General features: G+C 66.5%; 20 protein-coding genes. 15 read left to right on the plus strand and 5 right to left on the minus strand.

What is annotated here, in order from left to right; all coding sequences use genetic code 11:
• Positions 1-169 precede the first annotated feature (169 nt).
• The 5 genes from fba (at position 170) to WJ542_RS06980 (ending at position 5,218) form a co-directional block, all read left to right on the plus strand.
• Positions 170-1,234 (plus strand): class II fructose-bisphosphate aldolase, encoded by a 1,065-nt coding sequence (gene fba, locus WJ542_RS06960; RefSeq protein WP_411188563.1) that lies wholly within the window; start codon positions 170-172, stop codon positions 1,232-1,234.
• 174 nt (positions 1,235-1,408) lie between these two features.
• Positions 1,409-2,299 (plus strand): phosphoribosylaminoimidazolesuccinocarboxamide synthase, encoded by an 891-nt coding sequence (locus WJ542_RS06965; RefSeq protein WP_411188564.1) that lies wholly within the window; start codon positions 1,409-1,411, stop codon positions 2,297-2,299.
• Between the two features lie 29 nt (positions 2,300-2,328).
• The gene (gene purE, locus WJ542_RS06970) at positions 2,329-2,847 is read left to right on the plus strand and encodes a 5-(carboxyamino)imidazole ribonucleotide mutase (protein WP_411188565.1); all 519 of its coding nucleotides are present in this window, start codon (positions 2,329-2,331) and stop codon (positions 2,845-2,847) included.
• A gap of 87 nt (positions 2,848-2,934) precedes the next feature.
• Positions 2,935-4,164, plus strand: coding sequence for a 5-(carboxyamino)imidazole ribonucleotide synthase (locus WJ542_RS06975; protein WP_411188566.1), 1,230 nt, complete (start codon positions 2,935-2,937; stop codon positions 4,162-4,164).
• A 13-nt stretch (positions 4,165-4,177) separates the two neighbouring features.
• Positions 4,178-5,218 (plus strand): L-threonylcarbamoyladenylate synthase, encoded by a 1,041-nt coding sequence (locus WJ542_RS06980; RefSeq protein WP_411188567.1) that lies wholly within the window; start codon positions 4,178-4,180, stop codon positions 5,216-5,218.
• 114 nt (positions 5,219-5,332) lie between these two features.
• Here the strand turns inward: WJ542_RS06980 and WJ542_RS06985 are convergent, their stop codons facing one another.
• The 3 genes from WJ542_RS06985 to dacB all read right to left on the minus strand — a co-directional run bounded on the left by WJ542_RS06985 (position 5,333) and on the right by dacB (position 9,469).
• A complete protein-coding gene (locus WJ542_RS06985; RefSeq protein ID WP_411188568.1) occupies positions 5,333-6,580 on the minus strand; it encodes an SGNH/GDSL hydrolase family protein in 1,248 nt (415 codons plus the stop codon).
• Between the two features lie 104 nt (positions 6,581-6,684).
• Entirely contained in the window at positions 6,685-7,617 is a 933-nt protein-coding gene (locus WJ542_RS06990) for a sterol desaturase family protein (RefSeq protein WP_411188569.1), read from the minus strand.
• 211 nt (positions 7,618-7,828) lie between these two features.
• Entirely contained in the window at positions 7,829-9,469 is a 1,641-nt protein-coding gene (dacB, locus tag WJ542_RS06995; RefSeq protein WP_462848045.1) for a D-alanyl-D-alanine carboxypeptidase/D-alanyl-D-alanine endopeptidase, read from the minus strand.
• A 240-nt stretch (positions 9,470-9,709) separates the two neighbouring features.
• Here dacB and WJ542_RS07000 point away from each other — a divergent pair, with 240 nt between their 5' ends.
• From WJ542_RS07000 to WJ542_RS07025, 6 genes are all read left to right on the plus strand, one after another.
• Positions 9,710-10,372, plus strand: a complete 663-nt coding sequence (locus tag WJ542_RS07000) for a response regulator (protein ID WP_411188571.1) — start codon at positions 9,710-9,712, stop codon at positions 10,370-10,372.
• Positions 10,373-10,445: 73 nt separating this feature from the next.
• Positions 10,446-11,747 (plus strand): ATP-binding protein, encoded by a 1,302-nt coding sequence (locus WJ542_RS07005; protein ID WP_411188572.1) that lies wholly within the window; start codon positions 10,446-10,448, stop codon positions 11,745-11,747.
• A 150-nt stretch (positions 11,748-11,897) separates the two neighbouring features.
• Positions 11,898-13,391 carry a DegQ family serine endoprotease gene (locus WJ542_RS07010; RefSeq protein ID WP_411188573.1) on the plus strand — a complete coding sequence of 498 codons (1,494 nt, stop codon included), beginning with the start codon at positions 11,898-11,900 and terminating at the stop codon, positions 13,389-13,391.
• A gap of 231 nt (positions 13,392-13,622) precedes the next feature.
• Positions 13,623-14,117, plus strand: coding sequence for a peptidase associated/transthyretin-like domain-containing protein (locus tag WJ542_RS07015; protein ID WP_411188574.1), 495 nt, complete (start codon positions 13,623-13,625; stop codon positions 14,115-14,117).
• 238 nt (positions 14,118-14,355) lie between these two features.
• Positions 14,356-14,730 (plus strand): DUF427 domain-containing protein, encoded by a 375-nt coding sequence (locus tag WJ542_RS07020; protein ID WP_411188575.1) that lies wholly within the window; start codon positions 14,356-14,358, stop codon positions 14,728-14,730.
• A 31-nt stretch (positions 14,731-14,761) separates the two neighbouring features.
• Positions 14,762-15,505, plus strand: coding sequence for an SRPBCC family protein (locus tag WJ542_RS07025; RefSeq protein WP_411188576.1), 744 nt, complete (start codon positions 14,762-14,764; stop codon positions 15,503-15,505).
• A gap of 41 nt (positions 15,506-15,546) precedes the next feature.
• Here WJ542_RS07025 and WJ542_RS07030 read toward each other — a convergent pair whose 3' ends face one another.
• Positions 15,547-16,206, minus strand: a complete 660-nt coding sequence (locus WJ542_RS07030) for a TetR family transcriptional regulator (RefSeq protein ID WP_411188577.1) — start codon at positions 16,204-16,206, stop codon at positions 15,547-15,549.
• Positions 16,207-16,630: 424 nt separating this feature from the next.
• Between WJ542_RS07030 and WJ542_RS07035 the strand changes: the two genes are divergently transcribed.
• Genes WJ542_RS07035 through WJ542_RS07045 form a run of 3 tightly spaced genes read left to right on the plus strand, consistent with a single transcriptional unit; the run spans position 16,631 to position 22,715 of the window.
• Complete coding sequence (locus WJ542_RS07035; RefSeq protein WP_411188578.1) at positions 16,631-17,908, plus strand: efflux RND transporter periplasmic adaptor subunit; 1,278 nt, start codon at positions 16,631-16,633, stop codon at positions 17,906-17,908.
• Between the two features lie 15 nt (positions 17,909-17,923).
• A complete protein-coding gene (locus WJ542_RS07040; RefSeq protein WP_411188579.1) occupies positions 17,924-21,178 on the plus strand; it encodes an efflux RND transporter permease subunit in 3,255 nt (1,084 codons plus the stop codon).
• A 1-nt stretch (position 21,179) separates the two neighbouring features.
• On the plus strand, positions 21,180-22,715 hold the full coding sequence (locus WJ542_RS07045; RefSeq protein ID WP_411188580.1) for an efflux transporter outer membrane subunit: 1,536 nt from the start codon (positions 21,180-21,182) through the stop codon (positions 22,713-22,715).
• Between the two features lie 200 nt (positions 22,716-22,915).
• Here WJ542_RS07045 and WJ542_RS07050 read toward each other — a convergent pair whose 3' ends face one another.
• Entirely contained in the window at positions 22,916-24,352 is a 1,437-nt protein-coding gene (locus tag WJ542_RS07050) for a nucleobase:cation symporter-2 family protein (RefSeq protein WP_411188581.1), read from the minus strand.
• A 538-nt stretch (positions 24,353-24,890) separates the two neighbouring features.
• Between WJ542_RS07050 and WJ542_RS07055 the strand changes: the two genes are divergently transcribed.
• A complete protein-coding gene (locus tag WJ542_RS07055; RefSeq protein ID WP_411188582.1) occupies positions 24,891-26,327 on the plus strand; it encodes a xylulokinase in 1,437 nt (478 codons plus the stop codon).
• Positions 26,328-26,600: the final 273 nt, after the last annotated feature.

Raw genomic sequence — 26,600 nt, forward strand, 5'->3', positions numbered from 1 at the left:
TTCGTGCCAATTACGTGTCTGGCGCCGGGCGCGGTGCCGCTTCGCGATAAAATCCCAAAATTGAGCCCTCGACGAGCACGCGGGCGGCGGCCTTTGGGTCGCCTTTGACCGGCCGCGTCAGATGGCCGGCGAAACGCAGGATTTCGTTTCATATCAAAGGAGTAGCACAATGCCTCTCGTTTCAATGCGTCAACTGCTCGACCACGCGGCTGAACACGGCTACGGTCTGCCGGCGTTCAACGTGAACAATCTGGAACAAGTCCAGGCCATCATGGCCGCGGCCGACCAGGTGGGTTCGCCGGTGATCATGCAGGCGTCGGCGGGCGCGCGCAAATATGCGGGCGAACCGTTTCTGCGCCACCTGATCGAAGCCGCCGTCGAGTCGTATCCGCATATTCCCGTCGTGATGCACCAGGACCACGGCCAGTCGCCGGCGGTCTGCACGGCGGCGATCCGCAGCGGTTTCACCAGCGTCATGATGGACGGCTCGCTCGAAGCCGACGGCAAGACGGTGGCATCTTACGATTACAACGTCGAAGTGTCGCGCAAAGTCGTGGAAATGGCGCACTCGATCGGCGTGACGGTGGAAGCGGAACTGGGCGTGCTCGGTTCGCTGGAAACGATGAAGGGCGACAAGGAAGACGGTCACGGCGCCGAAGGCACGATGACGCGCGAGCAGCTCCTGACCGATCCGGAGCAGGCCGCCGACTTCGTGAAGCTGACGCAATGCGACGCGCTCGCGATTGCGATCGGCACCTCGCATGGCGCCTACAAGTTTTCGAAAAAGCCCACGGGCGATATCCTGTCGATCCAGCGCATCAAGGAAATCCATGCGCGCATTCCGAACACGCACCTCGTGATGCACGGGTCGTCGTCGGTGCCGCAGGAACTGCTGGCCGAGATCCGCGAGTTCGGCGGCGACATGAAGGAAACCTACGGCGTGCCGGTGGAGGAGATCCAGGAAGGCATCCGTCACGGCGTGCGCAAGATCAACATCGACACGGACCTGCGCCTCGCGATTACCGGTGCGATCCGTCGCTACATGTACCAGAATCCGTCGAAGTTCGATCCGCGCGACTACCTGAAGCCGGCCCGCGAAGCGGCGAAGAAGGTGTGCCTGGACCGCTTCCTGGCGTTCGGCTGCGAAGGCCAGGCGGGCAAGATCAAGCCCGTGTCGCTGGACAAGATCGCCGAGAAGTACAAGTCGGGCGAGCTTGCGCAGATCGTTCGCTAACGAGCGCGGGTTTGCCTGGAAAGAGGCCTGGCCGGCACGGCGGGCCCCTTGCCGAAGCATTGCAGGATCGTCGCCGTTTCCGCAGGTTGGGGAAACGGCGACAAGCTTTTTGATTTACCCTATTGGTCCGGTTTTCCCACCGGTCCCGCCACGTTCTCATAGCGAAACACGACGATGTCTACCCTTTACGAATCCACGCTCCGCTCGCTGCCGCTTCTCGGCCGCGGCAAGGTCCGCGACAACTATGCCGTGGGCAACGACAAGCTGCTGATCGTCACCACCGACCGCCTTTCGGCATTCGACGTGATCATGGGCGAGCCGATTCCGAAGAAGGGCCAGGTGCTCAACCAGATGGCCGATTTCTGGTTCGAGAAGCTGAAGCACGTCGTGCCGAACCACCTCACGGACATCGCGCCCGAGACGGTCGTGGCGGCGGACGAAGCGGAGCAGGTGAAGGGCCGCGCGGTCGTCGTGAAGCGCCTGGAGCCGATCCTCGTCGAGGCCGTGGTGCGCGGCTACCTGGCCGGCAGCGGCTGGAAGGACTACCAGGCGACGGGCGCCGTGTGTGGCGTGGAGCTGCCGCCGGGTCTGCAGAACGCACAGAAGCTGCCCGAGCCGATCTTCACGCCCGCGGCGAAGGCCGAAATGGGCCACCACGACGAGAACATCACCTACGAAGAGATGGAGCGCCGCATCGGCACCGAGCTGTCGCGCACCATCAAAGCAATTTCGATCAGGCTGTACCAGGAAGCGGCCGACTACGCCGCGACGCGCGGCATCATCATCGCCGACACGAAGTTCGAATTCGGTCTCGACAACCACGGCCAGCTCTATTTGATGGACGAGGCGCTTACCGCCGACTCGTCGCGCTTCTGGCCGGCCGATCAGTACCAGGTGGGCTCGAACCCGCCGTCGTTCGACAAGCAGTTCGTGCGCGACTGGCTCGAAACCCAGGACTGGAAGAAGGAGCCGCCGGCGCCGAAGTTGCCCGACGAAGTGGTCGAGAAGACCTCGGCGAAGTATCAGGAAGCGCTTGAGCGCCTGACCGGCCAGAAGCTGGCGTAAAACTGTGAAGAAGCGGGGAAGAGAAGGCAATGAGTGAAGTCCAGACGGCTCACCAGCATGCGGCGCCGCTCGTCGGCGTGCTGATGGGCTCCAGCTCCGACTGGGAAACCATGAAGCACGCGGTCGCGATCCTGCAGGAATTCGGCGTCGCGTACGAGGCGAAGGTGGTCTCGGCGCACCGCATGCCCGACGAGATGTTCGAGTACGCCGAAAAGGCCCGCGAGCGCGGCCTGCGTGCGATCATCGCGGGCGCGGGCGGCGCGGCGCATCTGCCGGGCATGCTGGCGGCCAAGACTACCGTGCCCGTGCTCGGCGTACCGGTGGCGAGCCAGTATCTGAAGGGCGTGGATTCGCTGCATTCGATCGTGCAGATGCCCAAGGGCGTGCCGGTTGCGACCTTTGCCATCGGCGAAGCGGGCGCGGCCAACGCGGCGCTCTTTGCCGTCTCGATCCTGAGCGTCACCGACGTCGAATACGCGAACAAGCTCGCGGCTTTCCGCGTGCGCCAGAACGAAGCCGCGCACGCGATGGCGTTGCCAGCGCTGTGAGTGCCACCGTCGGGGCGGGGCTTCCTGCCTCGACGTTAAACCCCCGGTCTGTCCGCGCGTCGCGGCCAGCCGCGACCGACCATTGAAATGAACCCTGACAACACTCCGGTTTCACCGATCCTGCCCGGCGCCTGGCTTGGCATGGTGGGTGGCGGCCAGCTCGGCCGCATGTTCTGCTTTGCGGCCCAGGCGATGGGCTATCGCGTCGCCGTGCTCGACCCCGATGCGGGAAGCCCGGCGGGCGCCGTCGCGGACCGCCATCTGTGCGCGGCCTACGACGACGAAGCCGCGCTCACCGAGCTTTCGCGCCTGTGCGCCGCCATCTCGACCGAATTCGAGAACGTGCCGTCCGCGAGCCTCGACGCACTCGCGAAGTCCACGTTCGTGGCCCCCGCCGGGCGCTGCGTGGCCGTGGCGCAGGACCGCATCGCGGAAAAGCGCTTTATCGCATCGGCGGGCGTGCCGGTGGCGCCGCACGTGGTGATCGAGTCGTCCGAGGCGCTTGCCGCCATCGACAATGCCACCCTCGCCGCCGTGCTGCCGGGCATTCTCAAGACCGCGCGCCTGGGCTACGACGGCAAGGGGCAGGTGCGCGTGGGCAATGCCGACGAAGTGCGCGAGGCGCATGCCGCGCTCGGCGGCGTGCCGTGCGTGCTGGAAAAGCGCCTGCCGCTGAAGTTCGAGGTGAGCGCGCTGATCGCGCGCGGCAGCACCGGCGCGAGCGTGGTCTACCCGCTCGCGCAGAACACGCACCGTAACGGCGTGCTTTCGCACACGATCGTTCCGGCGCCCGACGCGGGCCCGGCGCTCGTGCAGCAGGCCCAGCAGGCGGCGCTGCAGATCGCGGCGAAGCTCGGCTACGTAGGCGTGCTCTGCGTGGAATTTTTCGTGCTGGAGGACGGCTCGCTCGTCGCCAACGAAATGGCCCCGCGCCCGCACAACTCGGGCCACTACACGACCGACGCATGCGCCACGAGCCAGTTCGAGCAGCAGGTGCGCGCGATGACGGGCATGCCGCTCGGCGATACGCGTCAGCACTCGCCGGCCGTGATGCTCAATATCCTCGGCGACGTGTGGTTCCCGGCCGGTGCCGGCGAGGCCAAGGCCCCGCAGGGTCCCCGTTCGGGGTCTGCGCCCATCACGCCGCCGTGGGACCAGGTGGCCGCGATGCCGGCTGCACGCCTGCATCTGTACGGCAAGGAAGATGCGCGCCCGGGCCGCAAGATGGGCCACGTGAATTTCACGGCGGCCACGCTCGAAGAAGCGCGCACGGCCGCGCGAGACTGTGCGCGCCTTTTGCACATCGTCACGAGCTGACAAGCCCGACGCCATGACCGATCTGCAATCCGGCGCCGTGCCGCCTCCGACCGACGCCGATATCGACGAGGCTGCCGCGTTGCTCGACGCGGGCGAACTGGTGGCGTTCCCGACCGAGACCGTCTACGGCCTCGGCGGCGACGCCGCGAGTCCTGACGCTGTCGCGCGTATCTATGCGGCCAAGGGACGGCCGGCGAATCACCCGGTGATCGTGCATCTGCCGCCAGGCGGCGATCCCGGTTACTGGGCGGCCGAGTGGCCCGAGACGGCGCAGAAACTCGTTGCCGCGTTCTGGCCCGGTCCGCTCACCCTGATCGTCAAGCGCCATGCGCGCATTCCCGATGCGGTGAGCGGCGGCCAGGACTCGGTCGGGCTGCGTTGCCCGTCGCATCCGGTCGCGCAAAAGCTGCTGGCGGCATTCTCGAAGCGTCGCGGCGGCCACGGCGGTATCGCCGCGCCTTCGGCGAACCGCTTCGGCCATGTGAGCCCGACTACGGCGCAACACGTGCGCGACGAGTTCGGCAAGGCCGTGCATGTGCTCGACGGCGGCGCGTGCGACGTCGGTATCGAATCGACGATTCTCGATTTGTCGCGCGGTTTTCCCGCGCTGCTGCGCCCCGGGCACATCACGCCGGACGATATCGCACGGGTGCTCGGCGAGGCGCCGCGTCTGCCGGATGGCTCGGACGCCACGGCGCCGCGCGCCTCCGGCACGCTGAAGGCGCACTATGCGCCGCGCACGCCGCTCGCGCTGCTGCCGTTCGAGGCGCTGGAGCCGCTGCTGGCAACGGCGGCCGCACAGGGCGAAGCGGTGGCGCTGGTGGCGCGCGCTTCGCGCGCGCTCGCGTGGGCGAGTGCGCCTCACGTGCATTTCGTCGCCGCGCCGGAAGACCCCCAGGCCTACGCGCGCGAACTCTACAGCCTGCTGCGCGCGCTCGATCGGGCGAATGTCGCGCGCATTCTTATCGAAAAGTTGCCGGAGACGATCGAGTGGATCGCCGTGAACGACCGACTTGGGCGGGCTGCGGCGGCGTTCGAGGCGCAGGGGGAGTAGGGCGCGTTGCGCGCCGCGCAATCCATCGGTCGAAAACAAAAACCCGGCTTGCTGGAAGGCGAGCCGGGTTTTTTACATCGAAGGCGCTCCAAAAAAGAGCGGGCGGCAGAACGCTTACTTCCCAAGCCCCGTCTTTGCAATCGTCTGCTCGACGAACTGGGCGAAGAGCGCATGCGTATGGGTGGTCGGGTGGACCGTGTCCGCGAAGACATAGCTCTGGTCCGCGCCCGCGACCGTGTAGGTGGACGGCGAGCAGAACAGCGACGAGCCGAACTGCGTGCCGTACTCCGCCGCGGTCAGGCCGGTACCCGCGAGCACCGACGGGTTCTTCTGCGCGTAGGCCGTTGCGTTGGCTTCCATCGCCGCGAGATTGCAGGCGGTGCCGGTGTTCGACACGGTGAAGCCCAGCGACTGGTAATCCGGCAGCAGGACCGTATCGAACCACGTGAACGCATCGGCGATGATCACGGCGCCGGACTGGATCTGCGGCGCGATGAGCTGCTCGACCATGCCGTTGTACGCGGCGCTGATGCCGGTCAGCAGCGCCGCGGCGCCAGCCTGCTGGGCGTTCGCTGCCACGCCGAGCGGCGTCTGGCCGATATCGGGTACGGTCATGAACACCACGTGCTTCGCGCCCGAACTGACGATGGTCTGGATCTGCTGCGCCATCGCCGCGGCGGCCGTGGCGATCTGGGCATTGGTTTGCTGCAGGTAGCCGGCGATGAATTCCACCTGGCCGGCCTGCGTGGCCGGCAGTGCGCCGTTCTGCACTTCCACCGGGTATTCGGTCTGCAGCGCCGTGCCGAGCGCGGTCAGGTTTGCGGTCGTCGCCCACTGGAAGATGTCGTTAGCGCCGCCGTCGACCAGGATGAGCTGGTTCGAATTGAACGCCTTGTAGGTGCTGAGGTAGTTCTGCACCTGCGTCACGACCGGCATCGTCGTGGCCGCGGCGTTGTCCGGCGCCCAGCCTTCGCCTTCGGCCAGGACCACGTCCGCGCCGCCCTGCGCGTAGCCGAGGCCGCCCGTGGCATAGGGCGTCACGCCGAAGCCGCCTTCGAAGGCCGGTGTAAGTGTGTTGCCATAGTATTGGGCGACGTTCTGCGTCCACACCTGGCCCGGGTTCGTCGTGAAGCGGCCGCCGCCGAAGCCCGGCAGGATGTTCGGCGAATAGGTGCCGGCGTCGGAGAGACTGTCGCCGAACGTCACGACCTGCAGATTGACGCCGCCCGGCGGCGTCGAACTGGAGCTGCTGCTTCCCCCGCCACCGCCGCCGCAAGCGGCCAGCAGCGCGAAGGCCGCGCTCGCCATGGCGATCTGCGTCGTGCGCAGCAGCGTACGGTGTCCCGGTGCTCGATGCTTCATATTCACTTCATCTCCTCTGTTGTGGCCTTTGATGCCATGTAACGCCGGCCTTGCCTTGTTTCGCGGTTTCCCCTTGGGGCGAGGCCGACAGACTACCGAATCTTTCAGGCTTCGCGCGATCCCTGCGCGCCCCTGGTGTTGTTTTGTTGCGGCACCCAGGCTTCTCCACCGGTCAGGGCGATGCGTTGCGCATGATGTCGCACGGCCCATTCGGGCGGCGCGAACAGCGCAGCGCAGCGCTCGCGCCAGCCGCGCATCCGCGTGAAGTCGCGCGCCATCGAAATCCACTCGTGGAAGGTCGCCTTGAGCGGGTTATACGTATCGAGCGGCTCGACGATGCCGTACACCGGCGGATCGCCCGCGTCTTCCTCGACGTAGCTGCCGAACAGCCGGTCCCAGATCGCGAGCACGCCGGCGTAGTTGCGGTCGATATAGCGGTCGTTGCGGGCGTGATGAACGCGATGCATCGAAGGCGTATTGAGCACGTACTCGAGCCAGCCGAGCTTGCCGATGGCCTGGGTATGGACGAAGAACTGGAACGCGAGATTGACGAGCACGATGCCGACGATCTGCATGGGCGTGAAGCCGATCAAGGCAAGCGGAATCCAGAACATCCACATGCCCGCGACCGGGTACATGAGGCTCTGGCGAAACGCCGTCGAGAGATTGAGCCGGCCCGACGAATGGTGGACCACATGTGCAGCCCAGAGCCAGCGCACGCGGTGGCTCGCGCGATGAAACCCGTAGTAGAGGAGATCCTGGGCGACGAACAGCACGATCCACGCGAGCCATCCGGGCTGCCACGAAACGATGCGGAAATGCCGGTAGACGTAAGCGTAGACGGGGATCGCGACGAGCCAGGCGAGCTTGTCGGCGCCCTGGTGCATCAGCGCGAGCGCGGCGTTGCAAAGCGTGTCGGGCCAGCTATAGAGGGTAGTGCCGGGCCGCGTGCGGGCGAAGTGCCAGGCCTCCCAGCCGATGCCGGCGAGAAAGACGGGCGCGAGCGCGAGCAGCAGCCATTGCGCATCGAACTGCATGAGCGTCCTCCTCCTCCGTCCCGGTGGCGGCGCTGCGGTGCAGCGCGGCATTGTTGTCCGTTCGTTGTCCTGTCGCGCCGGCGCGCGTTGCTTGCGCGCCGCCGGACGATGCCCGTCAGGGTACACGTCTAACGCGCGCGCCTCACGCGGCTTTGCTAGAGGAATGCTTCGGTCCACCGCCCCCGGGACGGGCGGCGCGGCCGATGTGTGCTCAGTACGCGTGGCGGCGTTGCGGGTTTTTACGGACCGGCTTGGGCGCGCGCTTCGGATGCGCCTGCACGTACATCGGCGCCTCTTCCGGCATGCCGTTGTAGACCCATTCGAGCAGGGCGTCGTGCGCTTCGCGCGCGCCTTCCGCGTGCGGATCGTTGATGATGCTCACGACGATCCACGTCTCGCCCGTTTGCGCCGCGACGTAACCTGCGATTGCGCGCACGTCGCGCAGCGTGCCGGTCTTGATATGGGCGTTGCCCTCCACCGCGGCATGGGTGAGGCGGTTGCGCATCGTGCCGTCCACGCCGGGCACCGGCAGCGAGTCGATGAACGGCTGGGCCACGGGGCTGGCGTTCGCGGCCTGCAGCAGGTTCGCGAGCGAGAGGGCGCTGATGTGCTCCTCGCGCGAGAGGCCGCAGCCGTTGTCGAGGACGAGTTCGGGCATGTTAATGCCGCTCTTGCGCAGGAACGCGCCAACGGCGGCCGCGGCCTTCGCGGTGGTGGCGGGCGGCTTGCCCTCCACGGCGCCGAGCGTGAGGAACAGATTGCGCGCCATCACGTTATTGCTGAACTTGTTGATGTCGTGCACGACGTCGGCAAGCGGCGGACTTTCGTGAACCGCGACAACGCGCGCCTGCGGCGGCACGACGCCGTTCTGCACGGTGCCGCCGAAGGTGCCGCCCGCTTGTTGCCATAGCGCGAGGAAGCCGTCGGCGAAGAAAGTGCTGTGGTCGACGGGCGCGGCCATGTTGATCGTGCGCTCGCCGCAGCGAAGCGCATAGCTGCCGTCGAAGCTCGCGGTGACGAGGCCGTTCTGGCCGGGGACGATCTGCGGCGAGGGGAGGAGGCCCCGGCAGGCGCCCGCACGCTCGCGGACCCGGTTGTCGATCTGCCACTGCGCGACGGGCGGCACGACGTCGATCGTCACGCCGTCGCGCGAGGGCGCGAAGGTGAACGAGAGCGACTTGAACGCGTACATCAACGGATCGGGGCCCACGTTGTAGGGCGCATTTTCGTCGCCGTCGAACGAGGGCAGATCGCGTGTCGACACGTCGAACTCGCTCTTGTCGAGCACGAGCGCGCCCTCGATGCGCGCAATGCCCGCCGCGCGGATCTTCTGCACGAGGTCGATCAGTTCCTCGGGCACGAGTTTCGGGTCGCCCGTGCCCTTGATGTAGAGATTGCCGTGCAGCGTGCCCGCGGCGTCGACCTCGCCATCGGTGTAGGCAGTCGTTTTCCAGCGATAGTCGGGGCCGAGCAGCGCAAGGCCGCTGTAGGTCGTGACGAGCTTCATCGTGGAGGCGGGCATCATCGGCTGGCCGGCATTGACCGCGACGCTGGGCTGGCGGTCGCCGACCTTTTCGATCACGACGCTGATTGCCGAAAGCGGCACATGCGCATGTTCGAGTCCGGCCATTACCGAGGGCGGCAGCGTGGTGCTCACGTTGACCGTGGGCAGGCGCGCGCCCTCGGGCTGGGCGTAGGCCGCGGGCACAGCGGCGCAGCCCGCCGCGAGAAAGGCGCAGGCGAGGCGGATCGCCGGCAGCGTGCGCGCGGCGGTGCGCGGCGCGGGACGGCGTGCCATAGAGCGAAATGTAGTGCGAAATACGGAGCAAACGCGGGACAGCGCGGGGGGCATCGAAGCGGGCAGCAGCGTGGCAAGCATGAGAGCGTCGGACGAAAGCGGGCAGTGCAGGGGCGGCGTGCGCCGCAAAAGCGCACATTGTAAAGACCTCGCGTGGCCCGCGCGCAAACTCACCACAAAAAGCCTGCGATTTGCCGTGCGCGGTCCGCTGGCGCCACGGTGCATCCGGGGCGCTAGAATGCAACTGTCCGAACCCTGTGCAAGGCGGCTGCGCCGCCTTGCCGTTTGATTACGATGCGAATACTGCTAGTCGAAGATGACCGCATGATCGCCGAGGGCGTGCGCAAGGCGCTGCGCGGCGAAGGTTTTGCGGTGGACTGGGTCGAAGACGGCGACTCGGCGCTTTCGGCCGTCACCGGCGAACCTTACGATCTGATGCTGCTTGATCTGGGCCTGCCCAAGCGCGACGGGCTCGACGTGCTGCGCACGCTGCGCGCGCGCGGCCTTTCGGTGCCGGTGCTGATCCTCACGGCGCGCGACGCGATCGCCGACCGCGTGAAGGGGCTCGACGCCGGCGCCGACGACTACCTGATCAAGCCTTTCGATCTCGACGAGCTCGGCGCGCGCATGCGCGCGCTGATCCGGCGCCAGTCGGGCCGCAGCGAGTCGATGATCCGGCACGGTTCGATCACGCTCGATCCGGCGTCGCATCAGGTGACCCAGGACGGCGTGCCGATCGCATTGTCGGCGCGCGAATTCGCGCTGCTCGAAGCGCTGATCGCGCGGCCGGGCGCCGTGCTTTCGAAGAGCCAGCTCGAAGAGAAGATGTACGGCTGGGGCGAGGAGATCGGCAGCAATACCGTCGAGGTGTATATCCACGCCCTGCGCAAGAAGCTGGGCGCCGACCTGATCCGCAACGTGCGCGGGCTCGGTTACATGATCGCGAAAGACGCGTGACACGACCCGCTTTGCATGGGATGGGACGAGGCGCTGAAGCGCCGGGTTCCATCGACAGGAGATCCACGCGCCGATGAGTTCCATCCGACGACAACTGCTGTTCTGGCTGCTCGCGCTCGTCGTGGCGGGCGTCGGGCTCGCGGGCTGGCTGATCTATCGCCAGGCGCTGGCCGAGGCCAACGAGCTGTTCGACTACCAGTTGCAGGAGATCGCCGAGGCGCTGCCCTCGGAGCCGTTCAACGAAATTCTGAGTTCGCGCGATACCGGCAATGAAGGCATCGTCCTGCAGATCTGGAATCGCAACGGAGTCCTGATGTATTACTCGCACCCGCGCGCGCCGCTTGCGCCGCGCGCCGAGCTGGGCTTTTCGACCGAGCGCACCGACCGCGGCGACTGGCGCGTGTATGGCGCGATCGTCGGCGACAACGTCGTGCAGCTTGCCCAGCCCGTGTCGGTGCGCAACCGGCTTGCCGCGAACGTCGCGCTGCGCACGCTGTGGCCGCTGATCGTCCTGTTGCCCTTTCTCGGGCTGGCGGTCTGGCTCGTCGTGGGCCGCGGGCTCGCGCCGCTCGCGCGCGTGGCGCGCGCGCTCGATACGCGCCATCCCGAGGCGCTCGACCCGTTGCCCGAGCAACGATTGCCGCGCGAAGTCATGCCGCTCGTGCACGCCCTCAATGCGCTGCTCGATCGGCTTGCGCAGGCGATCGACACGCAAAAGGCCTTTGTCGCCGACGCGGCGCACGAACTGCGCACGCCGCTCGCGGCCGTGCAGATCCAGGCGCAACTGGTTGCGCGCGCAAAGGACGACGAGACGCGCCGCGAGGCGCTCGGCGATCTGCAGGCGGGCGTCACGCGCGCCACGCGTCTCGCCGAGCAGTTGCTCGCGCTCGCGCGCTCCGAGCCCGATGGGCATGCGCGCGAGTGCAGCGTCGACCTGCACGCGCTGCTCGACGATTGCGTCGCGGCCTATGCGCCCGTCGCGCAGCAGCGCGGTGTCGATCTCGGCATCGAGGAGAGCGCGGCGGCGTCGGTGCATGGCGATGCCGATGCGCTGCGCGTGATGCTCAACAACCTGCTGGACAACGCAACGAAATACACGCCGCCGGGCGGCCGCGCGGATGTCTGCCTGCGCGTGGAGGACGGGCATCCCGTCGTGCGTATCGCGGACAGCGGTCCGGGAATTCCCGTGGAGGAGCGCAGCCGTGTGTTCGACCGCTTCTACCGCGTCGGCCCCGGGGCGGCGCGCGCCCGCACCGACATTTCGGGCACGGGGCTCGGTCTCGCCATCGTGCGCCGCATTGCCGACCAGCACGATGCCAGAATCTCGCTTGGCGATTCGGCTGCGGGCGGTCTGCTGGTCGAGGTGCGTTTCTGATGCCAACGGCATGCCACGCGCCGCCACCTGCCGCTACGATCAGCCGCGGGGAACTTTTCCGCATGGGGCGCAGCGTGCTTAAGGCTCTTTTAAGTGACACCCCTTAGTCTTCGTATCGTCGTGACAGTACGCCGCTTCAAGGAGTCCGCAATGAACACCAAAGTCTTCACCCGCAGTGCCGTGGCGATCGCCGTTGCCGTCGCGTTGTCGGCGGGCTACGTGGCGGGTCGCCGCGACGTTCCGGCCCCGCAGGTCATCACGCCGGCGCAGGCCGCGATGATGCCGGCGGAAGCGGCCGCCAAGACCGGCATTCCCGACTTCTCCGGACTCGTCGAAACCTATGGGCCGGCGGTCGTCAACATCAGCGCGAAGCACGTGGTCAAGCAGACGGCGATGAAGGGCGGCGGTCCGCAACAGCTGCCCATCGATCCGAGCGATCCGTTCTACCAGTTCTTCAAGCACTTCTACGGCGGCGTCCCCGGCGGTGGCGGCGACGACGGCGGCCAGTCCGATGCGCCTAGCACGAGCCTCGGCTCCGGGTTCATCATCAGCCCGGACGGCTATATTCTGACGAATGCGCACGTCGTGGACGGCGCGAACGTCGTGACCGTGAAGCTCACCGACAAGCGTGAATTCAAGGCGAAAGTGGTCGGCGCGGACAAGCAGTCCGACGTCGCCGTGCTGAAGATCGACGCGAAGAACCTGCCGACCGTGAAGATCGGCGACCCGCACCAGAGCAAGGTGGGCCAGTGGGTGGTCGCAATCGGTTCGCCCTACGGCTTCGACAACACCGTGACCTCGGGCATCATCAGCGCCAAGTCGCGCTCGCTGCCGGACGAGAACTACACGCCTTTCATCCAGACCGACGTGCCGGTCAACCCCGGCAACTCGGGCGGCCCGCTCTTCAACCTGAACGGCGAAGTGATCGGCATCAACTCGATGATCTACTCGCAGACGGGCGGCTTCCAGGGCCTTTCGTTCGCCATTCCGATCGACGAGGCGATGAAGGTCAAGGACGAGCTCGTCAAGACCGGCCACGTGAGCCGCGGCCGCCTCGGCGTGGCGGTGCAGTCGATGAACCAGACGCTTGCCAACTCGTTCGGCATGGACAAGCCGCACGGCGCGCTCGTAAGTTCCGTCGACGCGGGCGGTCCGGCCGCGAAGGCGGGGCTCAAGCCTGGCGACGTCATTGTCGCCGTCAACGGCCAGGCGGTGGACGACTCGTCCGACCTGCCGTCGATGATCGCGGGCATGAAGCCGGGCACCAAGGCCGATATCCAGGTGTGGCGCGACAAGTCGACGAAGGACTTCAGCGCGACCATCGGCGCGCTCTCCGACGCGAAGGTGGCGTCGAGCGACGGGCAAGGCGCGCAGATGCAGAGCCGGCTCGGCGTGGCGGTGCGTCAGCTCACGCCGGACGAAAAGAGCAACGACTCGGTCGATCACGGCCTGATGGTCGAGCAGGCGGACGGCGCGGCGGAGAATGCCGGCATCCAGCCCGGCGACGTCATCCTCGCGGTGAACGGCCGTCCGGTGTCGACCGCCGACCAGCTCAAGCAGATGATCGCGCAAGCCGGCAACAGCATTGCGCTTCTGATCCAGCGCGACAACGCGCAGATCTTCGTGCCGGTCGATCTCGGCTGATTGTCGGCTGATCCCGGGCTGATCGTGCCCTTTGTGTTAATCGCTGCCGCTGTTGGCCTCATGCCACGGTGGCAGTGTCGTTTTCGGAGGCCGGTCCGTTCGCCCGCCGTGCCGCGATCCGCAACATTTGACACAGAAATCACCTATATCTATTGGTTCTTCGGCTGGACGATGCGGGCATGCTCTTTGCGCGTCCTCATCTCCCAGGCAACCTGTAAAGGAGCGGTCACAATGAAAACGTCCATCTCCACACGTCCCATCGCTTCGGTCCTGCTCTCTGCGGCGCTCGCGCTCGGTTTCATGGGGACTGCCGCGGCGCAGCAAAACAACGCCGGCGGCACGGTCGGCGGCTCGAGCGCCGACAATACGAGCGCCGGCAACGTCAACGGCACAGGTATGCCGCAGATCCAGCAGCAGGGCGACGTGTCGTTCGTGTCGGGCGGTGTCGGCCAGGACGAATCGAAGGCGCTGCAACACGCCGAGCACCGGTGGCCGCTCGCGCTGCGCTTCACGGGGCCCGGCGGCGAGTTTCTTGCCGACGTGCGCGTGCAGATCGCCGACGCGCACGGCGCAAACCTCCTCGACACGACGTCGCGCGGTCCGTACATGCTCGTGAAGCTGCCGCCGGGCCGCTATACGGTGCATGCGAGACACGCGGGCGTCGACAAGACGAGCGCCGTGACGGTGGGCGCGAACGGCGGCGCTCGCGCGGCGTTCAACTGGTAAGACGGCGCCCCCGGCTGGGCGGCGTGCCGCCGCCGGAGTTTGCGCGATCGGGTTGAGCAATCGAGCGGACTTTCGCCGATAATGAAGGCAGGGCTGGCCGCGCGCTGCAGGCGCGCCAGCCGGAAACGGTGCGCGACGCTCATGCGCCGTGCGCATGGCATCGGCCCGGCGGGCGCAGACTCGCCGGCCAGACGGGACGCCCCGCGAGGCGCCGCCGCGATCAGACAGGGAGCCGGACATGGCGAACACCGCCAATGAAAAGGACGCCGGTCATCGCATCGACATCGGCGCGAATCGCCATCGCGTGCGCGTGATCCATGGCGGGATCACGATTGCCGACACGCTTGCGGCCCTCACGCTATCGGAAACCGGCTATCCCGACGTGTTCTATATTCCCCGCGCCGACGTGAACATGGCGCGGCTCGAGCGCTCCTCTCGCACGTCGCGCTGCCCGTACAAGGGCGAGGCGTCGTATTTCCATCTGCGCACCGAAGACGGTCGCGTCGAGGACGTTGCGTGGAGCTACGAAGCGCCGATCGAGGGCGCAAACGGCATCAAGGGCTATCTGGCGTTTTACGCTTCGCGCGTGGACCGGATCGATCAGACATCCTGACCGGTACGAACGCGCATTCGGGGGAGCCGCCATGGAACTGAACGACGCATTACGCATTCCGCTTGCGCCGTCCGTCGTCTGGGAGGCGCTGCAAGACAGCGCGCTCGTGCGCGCGAGCATGGAGTACTGCGAGTCGTTCCGGCGCCTCGCGCCGGGCGAGTTTGCGCTGACGCTGACCGTGCCGCTCGGGCCGTTGCGCGCGCGCTACGAAGTGCGCGCTCACATCGCCGGCGATGCCTCGCAGGTACCGACTACGCCGCGCCGCGTGCTGAGCTTTCGCGCGCGCGCCGACGGCATCGGGTCGCTGCGCGGGCAGATCGACATCGCGCTGCGCGCCGACGATCATCCGGGCGGGCCGGCCGGTCTCCTGAAGGGCGCGAACACGCGCATCGACTACTCGCTCTGGGCGACGCTCACGGGGCCGCTCGCCGGATTGCCGTCGCGCCAGCTCGAAAATGCGCTGCGCGAAGTCGCCGACGATTTCTTCACCGAATTCTGCGCCGTCATCGAAGCGAAGCACGGCAAGGCGCCGAATCGCGCCGCGGGCAAGGAGCCGCGCCGCAGCCACGTGTTCCTGCGGCCGATCAATCTGGCGGGTGTCGCGCGCCGCGCGCATCTGTTGCCGCAGCACACCGGGGGCACGCTGAGCGGGCGCGCCGCCAGCACATTGCACCCCGAACCCACGCCCCACGCCATGCCCAACTGGGCGTGGGCCGCGCTGATCTTCTTCGTCGCGCTGCTGCTATATGCGGCGCGGCGCTTCGCCGAAAGCTGACGCACGCCGAAGCACCGCCCCGAAGCAACCCGTTCGGCCGCTCAGTCCGCTGCGCCGGGCGCTCCCGCGCCCATGCGCAGCGCCGGGCTATAGCGCAGCATGTCGAGCATCCCCTCCACATGCCGCTGCGCGTAGGTGGCGACGTCGAACACGTCGGGCAGGATCGCCATGTCGTGCAGCATGCCCGTGATGAACGAGTGCAGCAGGCGCGCGCCGCGCGCCGCATCGAGATCCGCCGGCAACTGGCCTTTGGACATCGCGTTGCGCAGACCCTCGTCGATCCGCGCGAGCCCTTCGCGCATGTTGGACTGGTGACGCGCCATCACCGGTCCCATCTCCTCCACGAACTCGCACTTCATAAACAGGATTTCGAACACGCGGCGGCGCCGGGCGTCCGTCGCCGTGTCGCGCAGGCACGTCACGCACAGGTCGCGAATGCGCCCGAGCGGATCCGGTTCGGAGGGATCGACCGTGGCGGCTTTGAGTTCGTCGAGCGGCAGCAATACGCGGTCGAACATGGCCGTGAACACGTCTCCCTTGTTCTCGAAGTGCCAGTAGATCGCGCCGCGCGTAACGCCGGCGGCCTGGGCGATATCGGCGAGGGATGTGCGCGAGACGCCCTTCTCGAAGAAGACGTGCTCGGCGGCGTCGAGGATCCGGTTGCGCGTCTCCTGCGCTTCCTCTTTCGTGCGTCGGGCCATGGTTCTGCGTGTTGTATGAATAACGAGGGTGTGGGGTTTTTGTAAGCGACTACCGAAATATCTGCTGCGCCTGGAATCTGGGACGCGCAGATTGCCCTGGAGATAGCCGTCAGGAATGACGTTTCGTTCTTAAACATTCGTTCGCGAATGTATCTATAATAGCACCCCACCACCTGGTATCTGATTGGTGAATGTCCGGTTACTATCCGTCACTGGCCCGCGTGGCCGTAGAAACCCCAATGCGCGATGCCGTCGTCAAGGCGGCGCCGCAAAACAGCCAGGACGGATGCGCTGGCCGGAACTGCGCCTCGAAGAAGTCAAGGTTATCCGTCAGGTATTGCCAGATGCTGGCGTGCGTTGCCGTCCCGCCCTCAGTGGGGCGCCGCATGCTCTTTTTTTGTCAGCTATAGACAGAGGTCGCTCCATGCGCGTCGAACGGGTTCCATTCCACCTGATCAGTATCGCGACGGCTGCCGTCGTGCTCGCAGCGTGCGGGCAACAGCAGTCGGCGCCGCAGCAGCAAACGCCCGAAGTGGGCGTCGTGACGGTCCAGCCGACCGCCGTGCCGGTCGTCACCGAACTGCCGGGCCGCACCAACGCCTTCCTCGTCGCGCAGGTGCGCGCGCGGGTCGACGGGATCGTGCTGCGCCGCGAATTCACCGAAGGCGCCATCGTCAAGGCCGGTCAGCGGCTCTACAAGATCGACCCGGCGCCCTACATCGCCGCGCTGAACAGCGCGAAGGCCACGCTCGCCAAGGCGCAGGCCAATCTCGTCACGCAGAACGCGCTCGTGGCGCGCTACAAGGTGCTCGTTGCCGCGAACGCCGTGTCGAAGCAGGACTACGACAACGCCGTCGCGGCCCAGGGCCAGGCGCAGGCGGACGTCGACGCCGGTAAGGCCTCCGTCGATACCGCGCAGATCAACCTCGGCTATACGGATGTCATCTCGCCCGTCACGGGCCAGGTCGGGATTTCGCAGGTCACGCCGGGCGCCTACGTGCAGGCGAGCCAGGCCACGCTGATGTCCACCGTGCAGCAGCTCGATCCCATGTACGTCGACCTCACGCAGTCGAGTCTCGACGGCCTCAAACTGCGCCGCGACGTCCAGGAAGGGCGCCTGAAGACGAGCGGCCCGAATGCCGCCAAGGTCACGCTCGTGCTGGAAGACGGCCGCAGCTACAAGGAGCAGGGCAAGCTGCAGTTCACCGACGTGACGGTCGACCAGACCACGGGCTCGGTGACGGTCCGCGCGCTGTTCCCGAATCCCGACCGCGTGCTGCTGCCGGGCATGTTCGTGCGCGCGCGTATCGAGGAAGGCGTGAACGACAGCGCGTACCTCGTGCCGCAGATCGGCGTGCAGCACGACCAGAAGGGCCAGGCGTCGGTGTTGGTCGTCGACAGTGCCAACAAGGTCGAATCGCACGTCATCCAGACTTCGGGCACGCAGGGCCAGGACTGGATCGTCGACAGCGGCCTGAATCCGGGTGACCGCGTGATCGTGCAGGGTACCGAGAAAGTGCGCCCGGGCGCGACCGTGAAGGCCGTCGACGCGCAATTGCCGCCGCCGCCCCCGCCGGGCGCGCCTTCGGCGGACATGACGACGTCCGCCGCGAGCACTGCGGGTGGCGCCGCCTCGGGTGCGCAGGCAGGGCACGCACAAGCGGCGGCGTCCGCCGCGCCTGCCGCCTCCGCCGCGCAATAACAGGGAGCCTGCTTCATGGCAAAGTTTTTTATCGATCGCCCGATTTTTGCGTGGGTGATCGCCATCATCCTGATGCTGGCGGGCGTGGCCTCGGTGTTCACGCTGCCGGTGGCGCAGTATCCGACCATTGCGCCGCCGGCCATCCAGATCACCGCGACCTACCCGGGCGCGTCCGCGAAGACGGTGGAAGACACGGTCACGCAGGTCATCGAGCAGCAGATGAGCGGTCTCGATCACCTGCTGTATCTCTCGTCCACCAGTGACGACTCGGGCACGGCCACGATCACGCTGACCTTCGCTGCGGGCACCAACCCGGACATTGCGCAGGTGCAGGTGCAGAACAAGCTGCAGCTCGCCACGCCGATCCTGCCGCAGGTGGTGCAGGAGCTCGGCATCAAGGTCACGAAGTCGAGCAGCAGCTTCCTGCTCGTGCTCGCGTTCGTGTCCGAAGACCACAGCATGTCGAAGTACGACCTCGCGAACTATGTGGCGTCGAACGTCGAAGATCCGGTCAGCCGGATCGACGGCGTGGGTATCGTCACGCTGTTCGGCTCGCAGTACGCGATGCGGATCTGGCTCGACCCGAACCGGCTGAACAACTACGGCTTGACGCCCGTCGACGTCAGCAATGCGATCGCCGCGCAGAACGTGCAGATCGCGGGCGGCCAGCTCGGCGGCACGCCTTCGGTGGCGGGGCAGTCGTTCCAGGCGACCATCACCGAATCGACGCTGCTGCACACGCCCGAGGAGTTCGGCAACATCCTGCTGAAGGTGAACCAGGACGGTTCGCGCGTGCTGCTGAAGGACGTGGCCCGCATCTCGCTCGGCGGCGAAAACTACAACTTCGACACGAAGTACAACGGTTCGCCGACCGCCGGTCTCGGCATTCAGCTCGCGACGGGGGCGAATGCGCTGCAAACGGCGAAGCTCGTGCGCGAAAAGGTCGACCAGCTCTCGAAGTACTTCCCGCATGGTCTCGTCGTGAAGTATCCGTACGACACGACGCCGTTCGTGCGCCTGTCGATCGAGGAAGTGATCAAGACGCTGCTGGAAGGCATCGTGCTCGTGTTCCTCGTGATGTATCTGTTCCTGCAGAACCTGCGCGCGACGCTGATTCCGACCATCGCGGTGCCGGTGGTGCTGCTCGGCACCTTCGCGATCATGGCGGCGGTGGGCTTCTCGATCAACACGCTCTCGATGTTCGGTCTCGTGCTGGCGATCGGCCTGCTCGTGGACGACGCGATCGTGGTCGTGGAGAACGTCGAGCGGGTGATGGTGGAGGAGGGGCTGTCACCGAAGGAGGCCACGAAGAAGGCGATGGGCCAGATCACCGGCGCACTCGTCGGCGTGGCGCTCGTGCTCTCCGCGGTGTTCGTGCCGGTGGCGTTCTCGGGCGGCTCGGTGGGCGCCATCTACCGGCAGTTCTCGCTGACGATCGTGGCCGCGATGGTGCTGTCCGTGATGGTCGCGCTGATTCTCACGCCGGCACTCTGCGCGACGATCCTCAAGCCGATTCCGCAGGGTCACCACGAAGAGAAGAAGGGCTTCTTCGGCTGGTTCAACCGGACCTTCGAAACGAGCCGCGACAAGTACCACAGCGGCGTGTACCACGTGATCAAGCGCTCGGGGCGCTGGCTCATCATCTATCTGGCGGTGATCGTCGCGGTGGGCATGCTGTTCGTGCGTCTGCCGAAGTCGTTCCTGCCCGATGAGGACCAGGGCACGATGTTCGTGCTCGTGCAGACGCCTTCCGGCTCGACGCAGGAAACCACGGAGCGCACGCTCGACAACATCGAGAACTACCTGCTCACCGACGAGAAGAGCATCGTCGAATCGGTGTTCACGGTGAACGGCTTCAGTTTCGCGGGCCGCGGCCAGAACGCGGGTCTCGTGTTCGTGAGGATGAAGGACTACAAGGAGCGCCAGCACGCGGACCAGAAGGTTCAGGCACTGGTGCGCCGCATGTTCGGCCGCTACGCGGGCTACAAGGACGCGCTGGTGATTCCGGTGAATCCGCCGTCGATTCCCGAGCTGGGCACGGCATCGGGCTTCGACTTCGAGCTGGAAGACCGCGGCGGTGTCGGTCACGAGAAGCTGATGGAAGCGCGCAACATGCTGCTCGGCATGGCGGCGCAGAACCCGACGCTCGCGCTCGTGCGCCCGAACGGCCTGAACGATACGCCGCAGTACAAGGTGGATATCGACCGCGAGAAGGCGAATGCGCTCGGCGTGACGGCGGCGGCCATCGACCAGACGTTCTCGATCGCGTGGGCGTCGTCGTACGTGAACAACTTCCTCGACACCGACGGCCGGATCAAGAAGGTGTACGTGATGGCCGACGCGCCGTTCCGCATGAACCCGTCGGACCTGAACATCTGGTACGTGCGCAACGGTGCGGGCGGGATGGTGCCGTTCAGCTCGTTCGCCACCGGCCAATGGACTTACGGCTCGCCGAAGCTCGAACGCTACAACGGTATTTCGTCGATCGAAATCCAGGGGCAGGCGGGCGCGGGCAAGTCGACGGGCCAGGCGATGACGGCCATGGAGCAGATCGCGGCGAAGCTGCCCGCGGGCGTCGGCTACGAATGGACCGGCCTGTCGTTCCAGGAAATCCAGTCGGGCTCGCAGGCGCCGATCCTCTACGGCATCTCGATCCTCGTCGTGTTCCTGTGTCTGGCGGCGCTGTATGAGAGCTGGTCGATCCCGTTCGCGGTCATCATGGTGGTGCCGCTGGGCGTGCTCGGCGCGCTGCTCGCGGTGACGCTGCGCGGACTGGAAAACGACGTGTTCTTCCAGGTGGGTCTGCTGACCACGGTGGGTCTTTCGGCGAAGAACGCGATTCTGATCGTGGAGTTCGCGCGCGACCTGCAGGCCGACGGCAAGATGGGGCCGATCGAGGCGGCGCTCGAAGCTTCGCGTCTGCGGCTGCGTCCGATCCTGATGACGTCGATGGCGTTCATTCTGGGCGTGTTGCCGCTCGCGATCAGCAACGGCGCGGGCTCGGCGAGCCAGCACGCCATCGGTACGGGCGTGATCGGCGGCATGATCACGGCTACGTTCCTCGCGATCTTCATGATCCCGATGTTCTTCGTCGTGATTCGCGCGAAGTTCGCGGGTGAGAAGGAAGATCCGGCCGCGGCGCTCGAGCACTATGAAGAGCACCATGCGCACGACCACGACGATGCGAACGGTGGTGGCCAGGGTGGAAACGCCGGCGGCAATGGTGGGCGCAGCGGTGGTGACAACGGCCCGGGCAAGGAAGGACACTGAGATGCAAAAACTATCCGCAATTGCAGTGGCCGCCGCAGTGGCCACCACCGTCCTCGCGGGCTGCACGATGGAGCCGTGGTATCACCGGCCCGAAGCACCGGTCACGCAGACTTTCCCCGAAGGCGGCGTCTACGCGACGCAGCCGGGGCAGCCTGGCGGCGTGCAGAACGGCCGCAGCGCCAACGGCTCGGCTGCCACCGACATCGGCTGGCGCGACTTCTTTACCGATCCGCGTTTGCAGGAGCTCGTCGATCTCGCGCTGAAGAACAACCGCGACCTGCGCGTTTCGGTGCTGAATGTCGAGGCGGCGCGCGCGCAGTACCGGATCACGCGTGCGCAGCTTCTGCCGACTCTCGATGCCGTCGGGTCGGACAATCGCCAACGCGTTCCCAAGGACTTCCAGTTCATCCCGCAAAATCCGTACAGCACGTACAACGTGGGCCTGCAGGCGTCCTGGGAAATCGATTTCTGGGGGCGTATCCGCAGCCTGAAGGACCAGGCGCTGGCGCAGTACCTTTCGACGGCGCAGGCGCGCAAGGCGGCGGAAATCTCGCTCGTTTCGCAGGTCGCGGACCAGTATCTGACGATGCTGGCGGATGACGAGTTGCTGAAGGTCACGCAGAACACGCTGAAGACGGCGCAGGATCAGTACACCATCACGAAGGCCCAGTTCGACAACGGGACGGGCACCGAACTCGATCTGCGCCAGGCGCAGACCGTGGTCGAGACCGCGCAGGCCAACCTGCAGGCGCAACTGCGCGCTCGCGCGCAGGCCGAGAACGCGCTCGTGCTGCTGATCGGCGAACCGCTGCCGGCCGACCTGCCGCCGGGGCTGCCGCTCAATTCGCAGAATCTGCTGACCGACATTCCCGCCGGGCTTCCATCCGACCTGCTTACGCGGCGTCCGGACATCATGGAGGCCGAGGAGACCCTGCTTGCCGCGAACGCGAACATCGGCGCGGCGCGCGCGGCGTTCTTCCCGCAGATCTCGCTGACGGGCTCCTTCGGCACGGAAAGCCTGTCTCTTGGCGATCTCTTCAAGGCGGGCACGGCGGCGTGGACCTTCGTACCGCAGATCACGATGCCGATCTTCACGGGCGGCCAGAATCTGGCGAACCTGGACTACGCGAACATCCAGAAGCGCATCGAGATCGCGAACTACGAGAAGGCGATCCAGTCGGCGTTCCGCGAGGTCGCGGACGGGCTTGCCGCGCGCGGCACCTACGATCAGCAGATCGCGGCGCTCGAGCGCGACACGTTCGCCAACCAGCGGAGCCTGGATCTTTCGGATCTGCGTTACAAGAATGGTGTGGACAGCTATCTTTCGGTGTTGACGGCCCAGACCAACCTGTACGCCGCGCAGCAGACGCTGATCCAGACGCAGCTTGCCCGGCAGACCAATCTGGTCGATCTGTACCGTGCGCTCGGCGGCGGCTGGATCGAGCATGCCGGCGAGACGCCGCGTGAGGCCGACGCGCCGGCCGATTACGGTGCGGCGAGCGCGCCGGCGGCCGCTTCGGCCGCAACGGCAGGGTGATCGTGCCCGGCATCGTCTAGCGATGCTTCTGCAGAGAACGCCACGGGAAACCGTGGCGTTTTTTTTCGCATAGGCCGCGAGCCTGAAGGGATGAAAAAGCGGGAATGAAAAAGCGGGAATAAAAAAAGCGCCACGGTCTCCCGTGGCGCCGAACCAGCAAAAGGTCACGGCCGGTGGGCCGTGACACCTCTCGCGTCAACTCAATGTGCTGCCGAACGCGGCATTTCGTGGCCCGGCGTCTGGCTTTGCGCGTCGTCTTGCGCGCTCGGGCTTTCGAGATCGTGGCCCGCGCGGCGGATATCGCGCTCGGCACCCTTTTCGCTCCTCACGCCGTTGAAGATCAGGTTGAGGACCACGGCCGAAACCGAGGCCAGCAGAATGCCGCTATGGAGAATCGGGGCGAGGGCGGGCGGCAGCTTCGCGAAGAAATGCGGCGACACCACCGGCACGAGGCCGAAACCCACGCTCACGGCGACGATGAAGAGGTTGTGCTGGTTCTTCACGAAGTCCACGCGGCCGAGCGCCTTGATGCCGTTCGCCGCCACCATGCCGAACATCACGATGCCCGCGCCGCCCAGCACGAAGGCCGGCACCGAGGCAACCATCTGCGCCATCTTCGGGAAGAGACCGAGCAGCACGAGGATCAGGCCGCCGGTCGCGCACACGAAGCGGCTCTTCACCCCCGTAATGCCGATCAAGCCGACGTTCTGCGAGAACGAGGTGTGCGGGAACGAGTTGAAGATGCCGCCGATCATCGTGCCGAGGCCGTCCACGCGCAGGCCGCGCACGAGCGTCTGCTGATCGACGGGACGATCGACCATGTCGCCCACGGCGAGAAACATGCCGGTGGATTCGATGAAGGTGACGAACATCACGATCACCATCGTCGCGATGGGCAGCACGTGGAAGACCGGCAGGCCGAAGTGGAATGGCATCGGAAAGCCGACCCAGTGCGCGTTCGCCACGCCGTCGAGGTTGACGCGGCCGAGCACGAGCGCGATGGCGAAACCCGCGACGATGCCGAGCAGCACCGAAATGTTCGAGATGAAGCCGCGCCCGAATTTGTTGATGAGCAGGATCAGCATCAGCACGAGCAGCGAGAGGCCGAGGTAGACGGGGTTACCGTAGTCGGGGTTGCCGACACCACCAGCGGCCCAGTTGATGCCCACCTCCATGAGCGACAGGCCGATCACCGTGATCACGGTGCCCACCACGACGGTCGGGAAGAACCGCAGCAGCTTGCCGATCAGCGGCGCGATGAGGATGCCGATCGCGCCCGCCGCGATCGTGGAGCCGAAGATGTCGAGGATGCCGAGCGAAGGATCGGTGCCGATCGCGATCATCGGGCCGACCGAGGCGAACGTGCAGCCCATGATGACAGGCAGGCGGATACCGAAGATCCAGAGGCCGAGCGTCTGGATCAGCGTGGCGATGCCGCAGGCGAACAGGTCGGCACTGATGAGGAAGGCGATCTGGTCTTTGGGCAGCCACAGTGCGCTGCCGATGATGAGCGGCACCGCAACCGCACCCGCGTACATCACGAGGACGTGCTGGATGCCGAGGGTGAGAAGCTGGCCGGTGGGCAGCCGCTCGTCGACCGGGTGGACCTGGGCCCTTTCGTTACCCTTGGGGTGCATGTGTCTCTCTCCGTTACTCTGGTTTGGAATATGGCCTCCAAGGTATGCGGAACGACAAGCCCCAACAAGACCACTGGAGACTATTTCCTGCTTTCCGGGGGTGATATGCCTGTGGCGCGTCCAATATGCGGGATAGCCCTGATGCCGGTGCGCGCGGGACGCATGGATTGTTCCGCGGGTGGGCGGGGCGCCGGACGCCGCGACGCACGCAAGCGCGCAAAATCCGTTGTTTCGGGCGCCAGGCCGGGCCGGCAGGGGTATCGACACCATCCCGGCACACGGATCGTTGCCGAAAAAGTCCCGGTGCGAAGATTGGGTGGCGCGCGGTCCGGCCGGTATGGAATATGGCCACAGCGCTATGAACCCTATTTCACTTTCCGCATGGAGGCGATTTTGCGGTGCGGCGCGACCCATCGGGTTAACCCGCGAACGGCCGATTTTGGCGTCGATTTTCGTGTCGTTCCGGGGCGTCGCGCGATGCAGCGCATGACCCCGCTATCATGGTCGCTTTCCGGTCTCTTCGACACACCTTTTCTCCATGAGTCACACGCACGCGCGCTTCCTCGGCATCGATCTCGGCACCGGTTCGCTGAAGGTTGCGATAGTCGATGAAGCCGGTATCGAACGCGCGGCGGCGAGCGCTGCTTACGCACTCGATACGCCGCAGCCCGGCTGGGCCGAAATTCCCGTTTCACGCTGGTGGGACGCGTTATGCGCGGCCTGCGCCCGCCTGCCCGCCGACGAGCGCGCGGCGGTGCGAGCCATCGGCTTTTCCGGGCAGATGCACGGCGTCGTGCTGACCGACGAAACGGGCCGCGCCCTGCGTCCCGCGATGCTGTGGCCCGATACGCGCGCGCATGCGCTACTCGATGCCTGGCCGGAGCCGCAGGACAATCCGGTTGCGCCCGGCATGGCAGGTCCGCTGCTGCGCTGGGTAATGCTGCACGAGGCAGGTATCGCGCACGGCGCGCGCTGGGCCTTGCAGCCGAAGGATTGGCTGCGTGTGGCGCTCGGCGGCGCACCGATTGCCGATCCGTCCGATGCGTGTGCGACTGCGCTCGCCACGCCAGACGGCACATGGGATGCCGCGCTGATCGAACGCCTCGGCTTGCCCGCGCGTTGGTTCGCGCCGCTCGCGGCATCGGGCGAGGCGAGCGGCGCGCTCTCTGCCGATGCCGCGCAGGCGCTGGGTCTCACCGCGGGCATCGCGCTCGCGGCAGGCGCGGGCGACACGCCGTGCGCCGCGCTTGGCAGCGGCCTTGCTCCCGAGGGCGACGCGCTGCTCACCACCGGCACGGGCGGCCAGATTCTCGTCACCGCGCGCCGCGAGCCGGCCGCGCGGCGCGGCCTGCATCGCTACCGTTCGGCGGATGGCGGCTGGTACACGATGGCGGCGATGCAGAACGTGGGTGTGGCGCTCGAAGCTGTGCGCGGCTGGCTGGCTTATGACTGGGCTCACGCGTATGAGGAAGCGTTCGGCGCAGCGCCTTCCCCGGCACTCGCCTTTCTGCCTTACCTGAGCGGCGAGCGCTCGCCATGGCTCGATCCGGCGGCGCGCGGCGGCTGGCTAGGTGCCGGGCTGGGCGACACGCGCGGCACGCTCATGCGCGCCGCGTTCGAAGGGGTGGCGTTCGCCCTACGTGCGGGGCTCGACGCGATACGCGAGAGCGGCACGCCCATCGTGAAGCTGAAGCTTGCGGGCGGCGGCTCGGTCGATGCGCGCTGGCGGCAACTGCTTGCCGATGCGCTCGACGTCGAACTCGACGCCATCGATTGCCCGAACGCCGCCGCGCGCGGCGCCGCGATGCTGGGCGGCCTCGCCTGCGGACACTGGCGCGAGACGGACCTCGCTGCACTCGCGCCTACGGCAACACGCGTGGCGTCGCCGGGCGGAGATGCGGCGCTTGCGCAGCGTTATGCGCGTTTTATCGATCTCTATGGCCGCACGCGGTCATGGTTTCCGGTAGCGCAGTGAACGGTGCCCGGTTCATAGCCTTCGTCCGTGCAGCTCACAAGCTTGAGGGCGCTCGCAAGCAGGCAGACTGCCAGTAGCAAAAAGAAAACGACATAGGGTGTTCTCATTTTTGTCACGCCCGGCTCATCGCCAATGGCCGGGAACCCAGCCGCCATAAGGCCCGTAGTGCCCCGGAACCCATACCGCCCCCGGTCCCGGCGCCGGCGCGACCACGCACCCCGGAAGGACAATGCTCAGCGCGATGCATAGAGCCAGGACTTTCAAACTGCGTTT

Origin of the sequence: Paraburkholderia yinzeri, assembly GCF_046581065.1 — a bacterium.
Lineage (GTDB): Bacteria > Pseudomonadota > Gammaproteobacteria > Burkholderiales > Burkholderiaceae > Paraburkholderia.

Coding starts and splice junctions, on each gene's coding strand:
- fba (WP_411188563.1), top strand. CDS start 170: ATGCCTCTCGTTTCAATGCGTCAACTGCTCGACCACGCGGCTGAACAC.
- WJ542_RS06965 (WP_411188564.1), top strand. CDS start 1,409: ATGTCTACCCTTTACGAATCCACGCTCCGCTCGCTGCCGCTTCTCGGC.
- purE (WP_411188565.1), top strand. CDS start 2,329: ATGAGTGAAGTCCAGACGGCTCACCAGCATGCGGCGCCGCTCGTCGGC.
- WJ542_RS06975 (WP_411188566.1), top strand. CDS start 2,935: ATGAACCCTGACAACACTCCGGTTTCACCGATCCTGCCCGGCGCCTGG.
- WJ542_RS06980 (WP_411188567.1), top strand. CDS start 4,178: ATGACCGATCTGCAATCCGGCGCCGTGCCGCCTCCGACCGACGCCGAT.
- WJ542_RS06985 (WP_411188568.1), bottom strand. CDS start 6,580: ATGAAGCATCGAGCACCGGGACACCGTACGCTGCTGCGCACGACGCAG.
- WJ542_RS06990 (WP_411188569.1), bottom strand. CDS start 7,617: ATGCAGTTCGATGCGCAATGGCTGCTGCTCGCGCTCGCGCCCGTCTTT.
- dacB (WP_462848045.1), bottom strand. CDS start 9,469: ATGCCCCCCGCGCTGTCCCGCGTTTGCTCCGTATTTCGCACTACATTT.
- WJ542_RS07000 (WP_411188571.1), top strand. CDS start 9,710: ATGCGAATACTGCTAGTCGAAGATGACCGCATGATCGCCGAGGGCGTG.
- WJ542_RS07005 (WP_411188572.1), top strand. CDS start 10,446: ATGAGTTCCATCCGACGACAACTGCTGTTCTGGCTGCTCGCGCTCGTC.
- WJ542_RS07010 (WP_411188573.1), top strand. CDS start 11,898: ATGAACACCAAAGTCTTCACCCGCAGTGCCGTGGCGATCGCCGTTGCC.
- WJ542_RS07015 (WP_411188574.1), top strand. CDS start 13,623: ATGAAAACGTCCATCTCCACACGTCCCATCGCTTCGGTCCTGCTCTCT.
- WJ542_RS07020 (WP_411188575.1), top strand. CDS start 14,356: ATGGCGAACACCGCCAATGAAAAGGACGCCGGTCATCGCATCGACATC.
- WJ542_RS07025 (WP_411188576.1), top strand. CDS start 14,762: ATGGAACTGAACGACGCATTACGCATTCCGCTTGCGCCGTCCGTCGTC.
- WJ542_RS07030 (WP_411188577.1), bottom strand. CDS start 16,206: ATGGCCCGACGCACGAAAGAGGAAGCGCAGGAGACGCGCAACCGGATC.
- WJ542_RS07035 (WP_411188578.1), top strand. CDS start 16,631: ATGCGCGTCGAACGGGTTCCATTCCACCTGATCAGTATCGCGACGGCT.
- WJ542_RS07040 (WP_411188579.1), top strand. CDS start 17,924: ATGGCAAAGTTTTTTATCGATCGCCCGATTTTTGCGTGGGTGATCGCC.
- WJ542_RS07045 (WP_411188580.1), top strand. CDS start 21,180: ATGCAAAAACTATCCGCAATTGCAGTGGCCGCCGCAGTGGCCACCACC.
- WJ542_RS07050 (WP_411188581.1), bottom strand. CDS start 24,352: ATGCACCCCAAGGGTAACGAAAGGGCCCAGGTCCACCCGGTCGACGAG.
- WJ542_RS07055 (WP_411188582.1), top strand. CDS start 24,891: ATGAGTCACACGCACGCGCGCTTCCTCGGCATCGATCTCGGCACCGGT.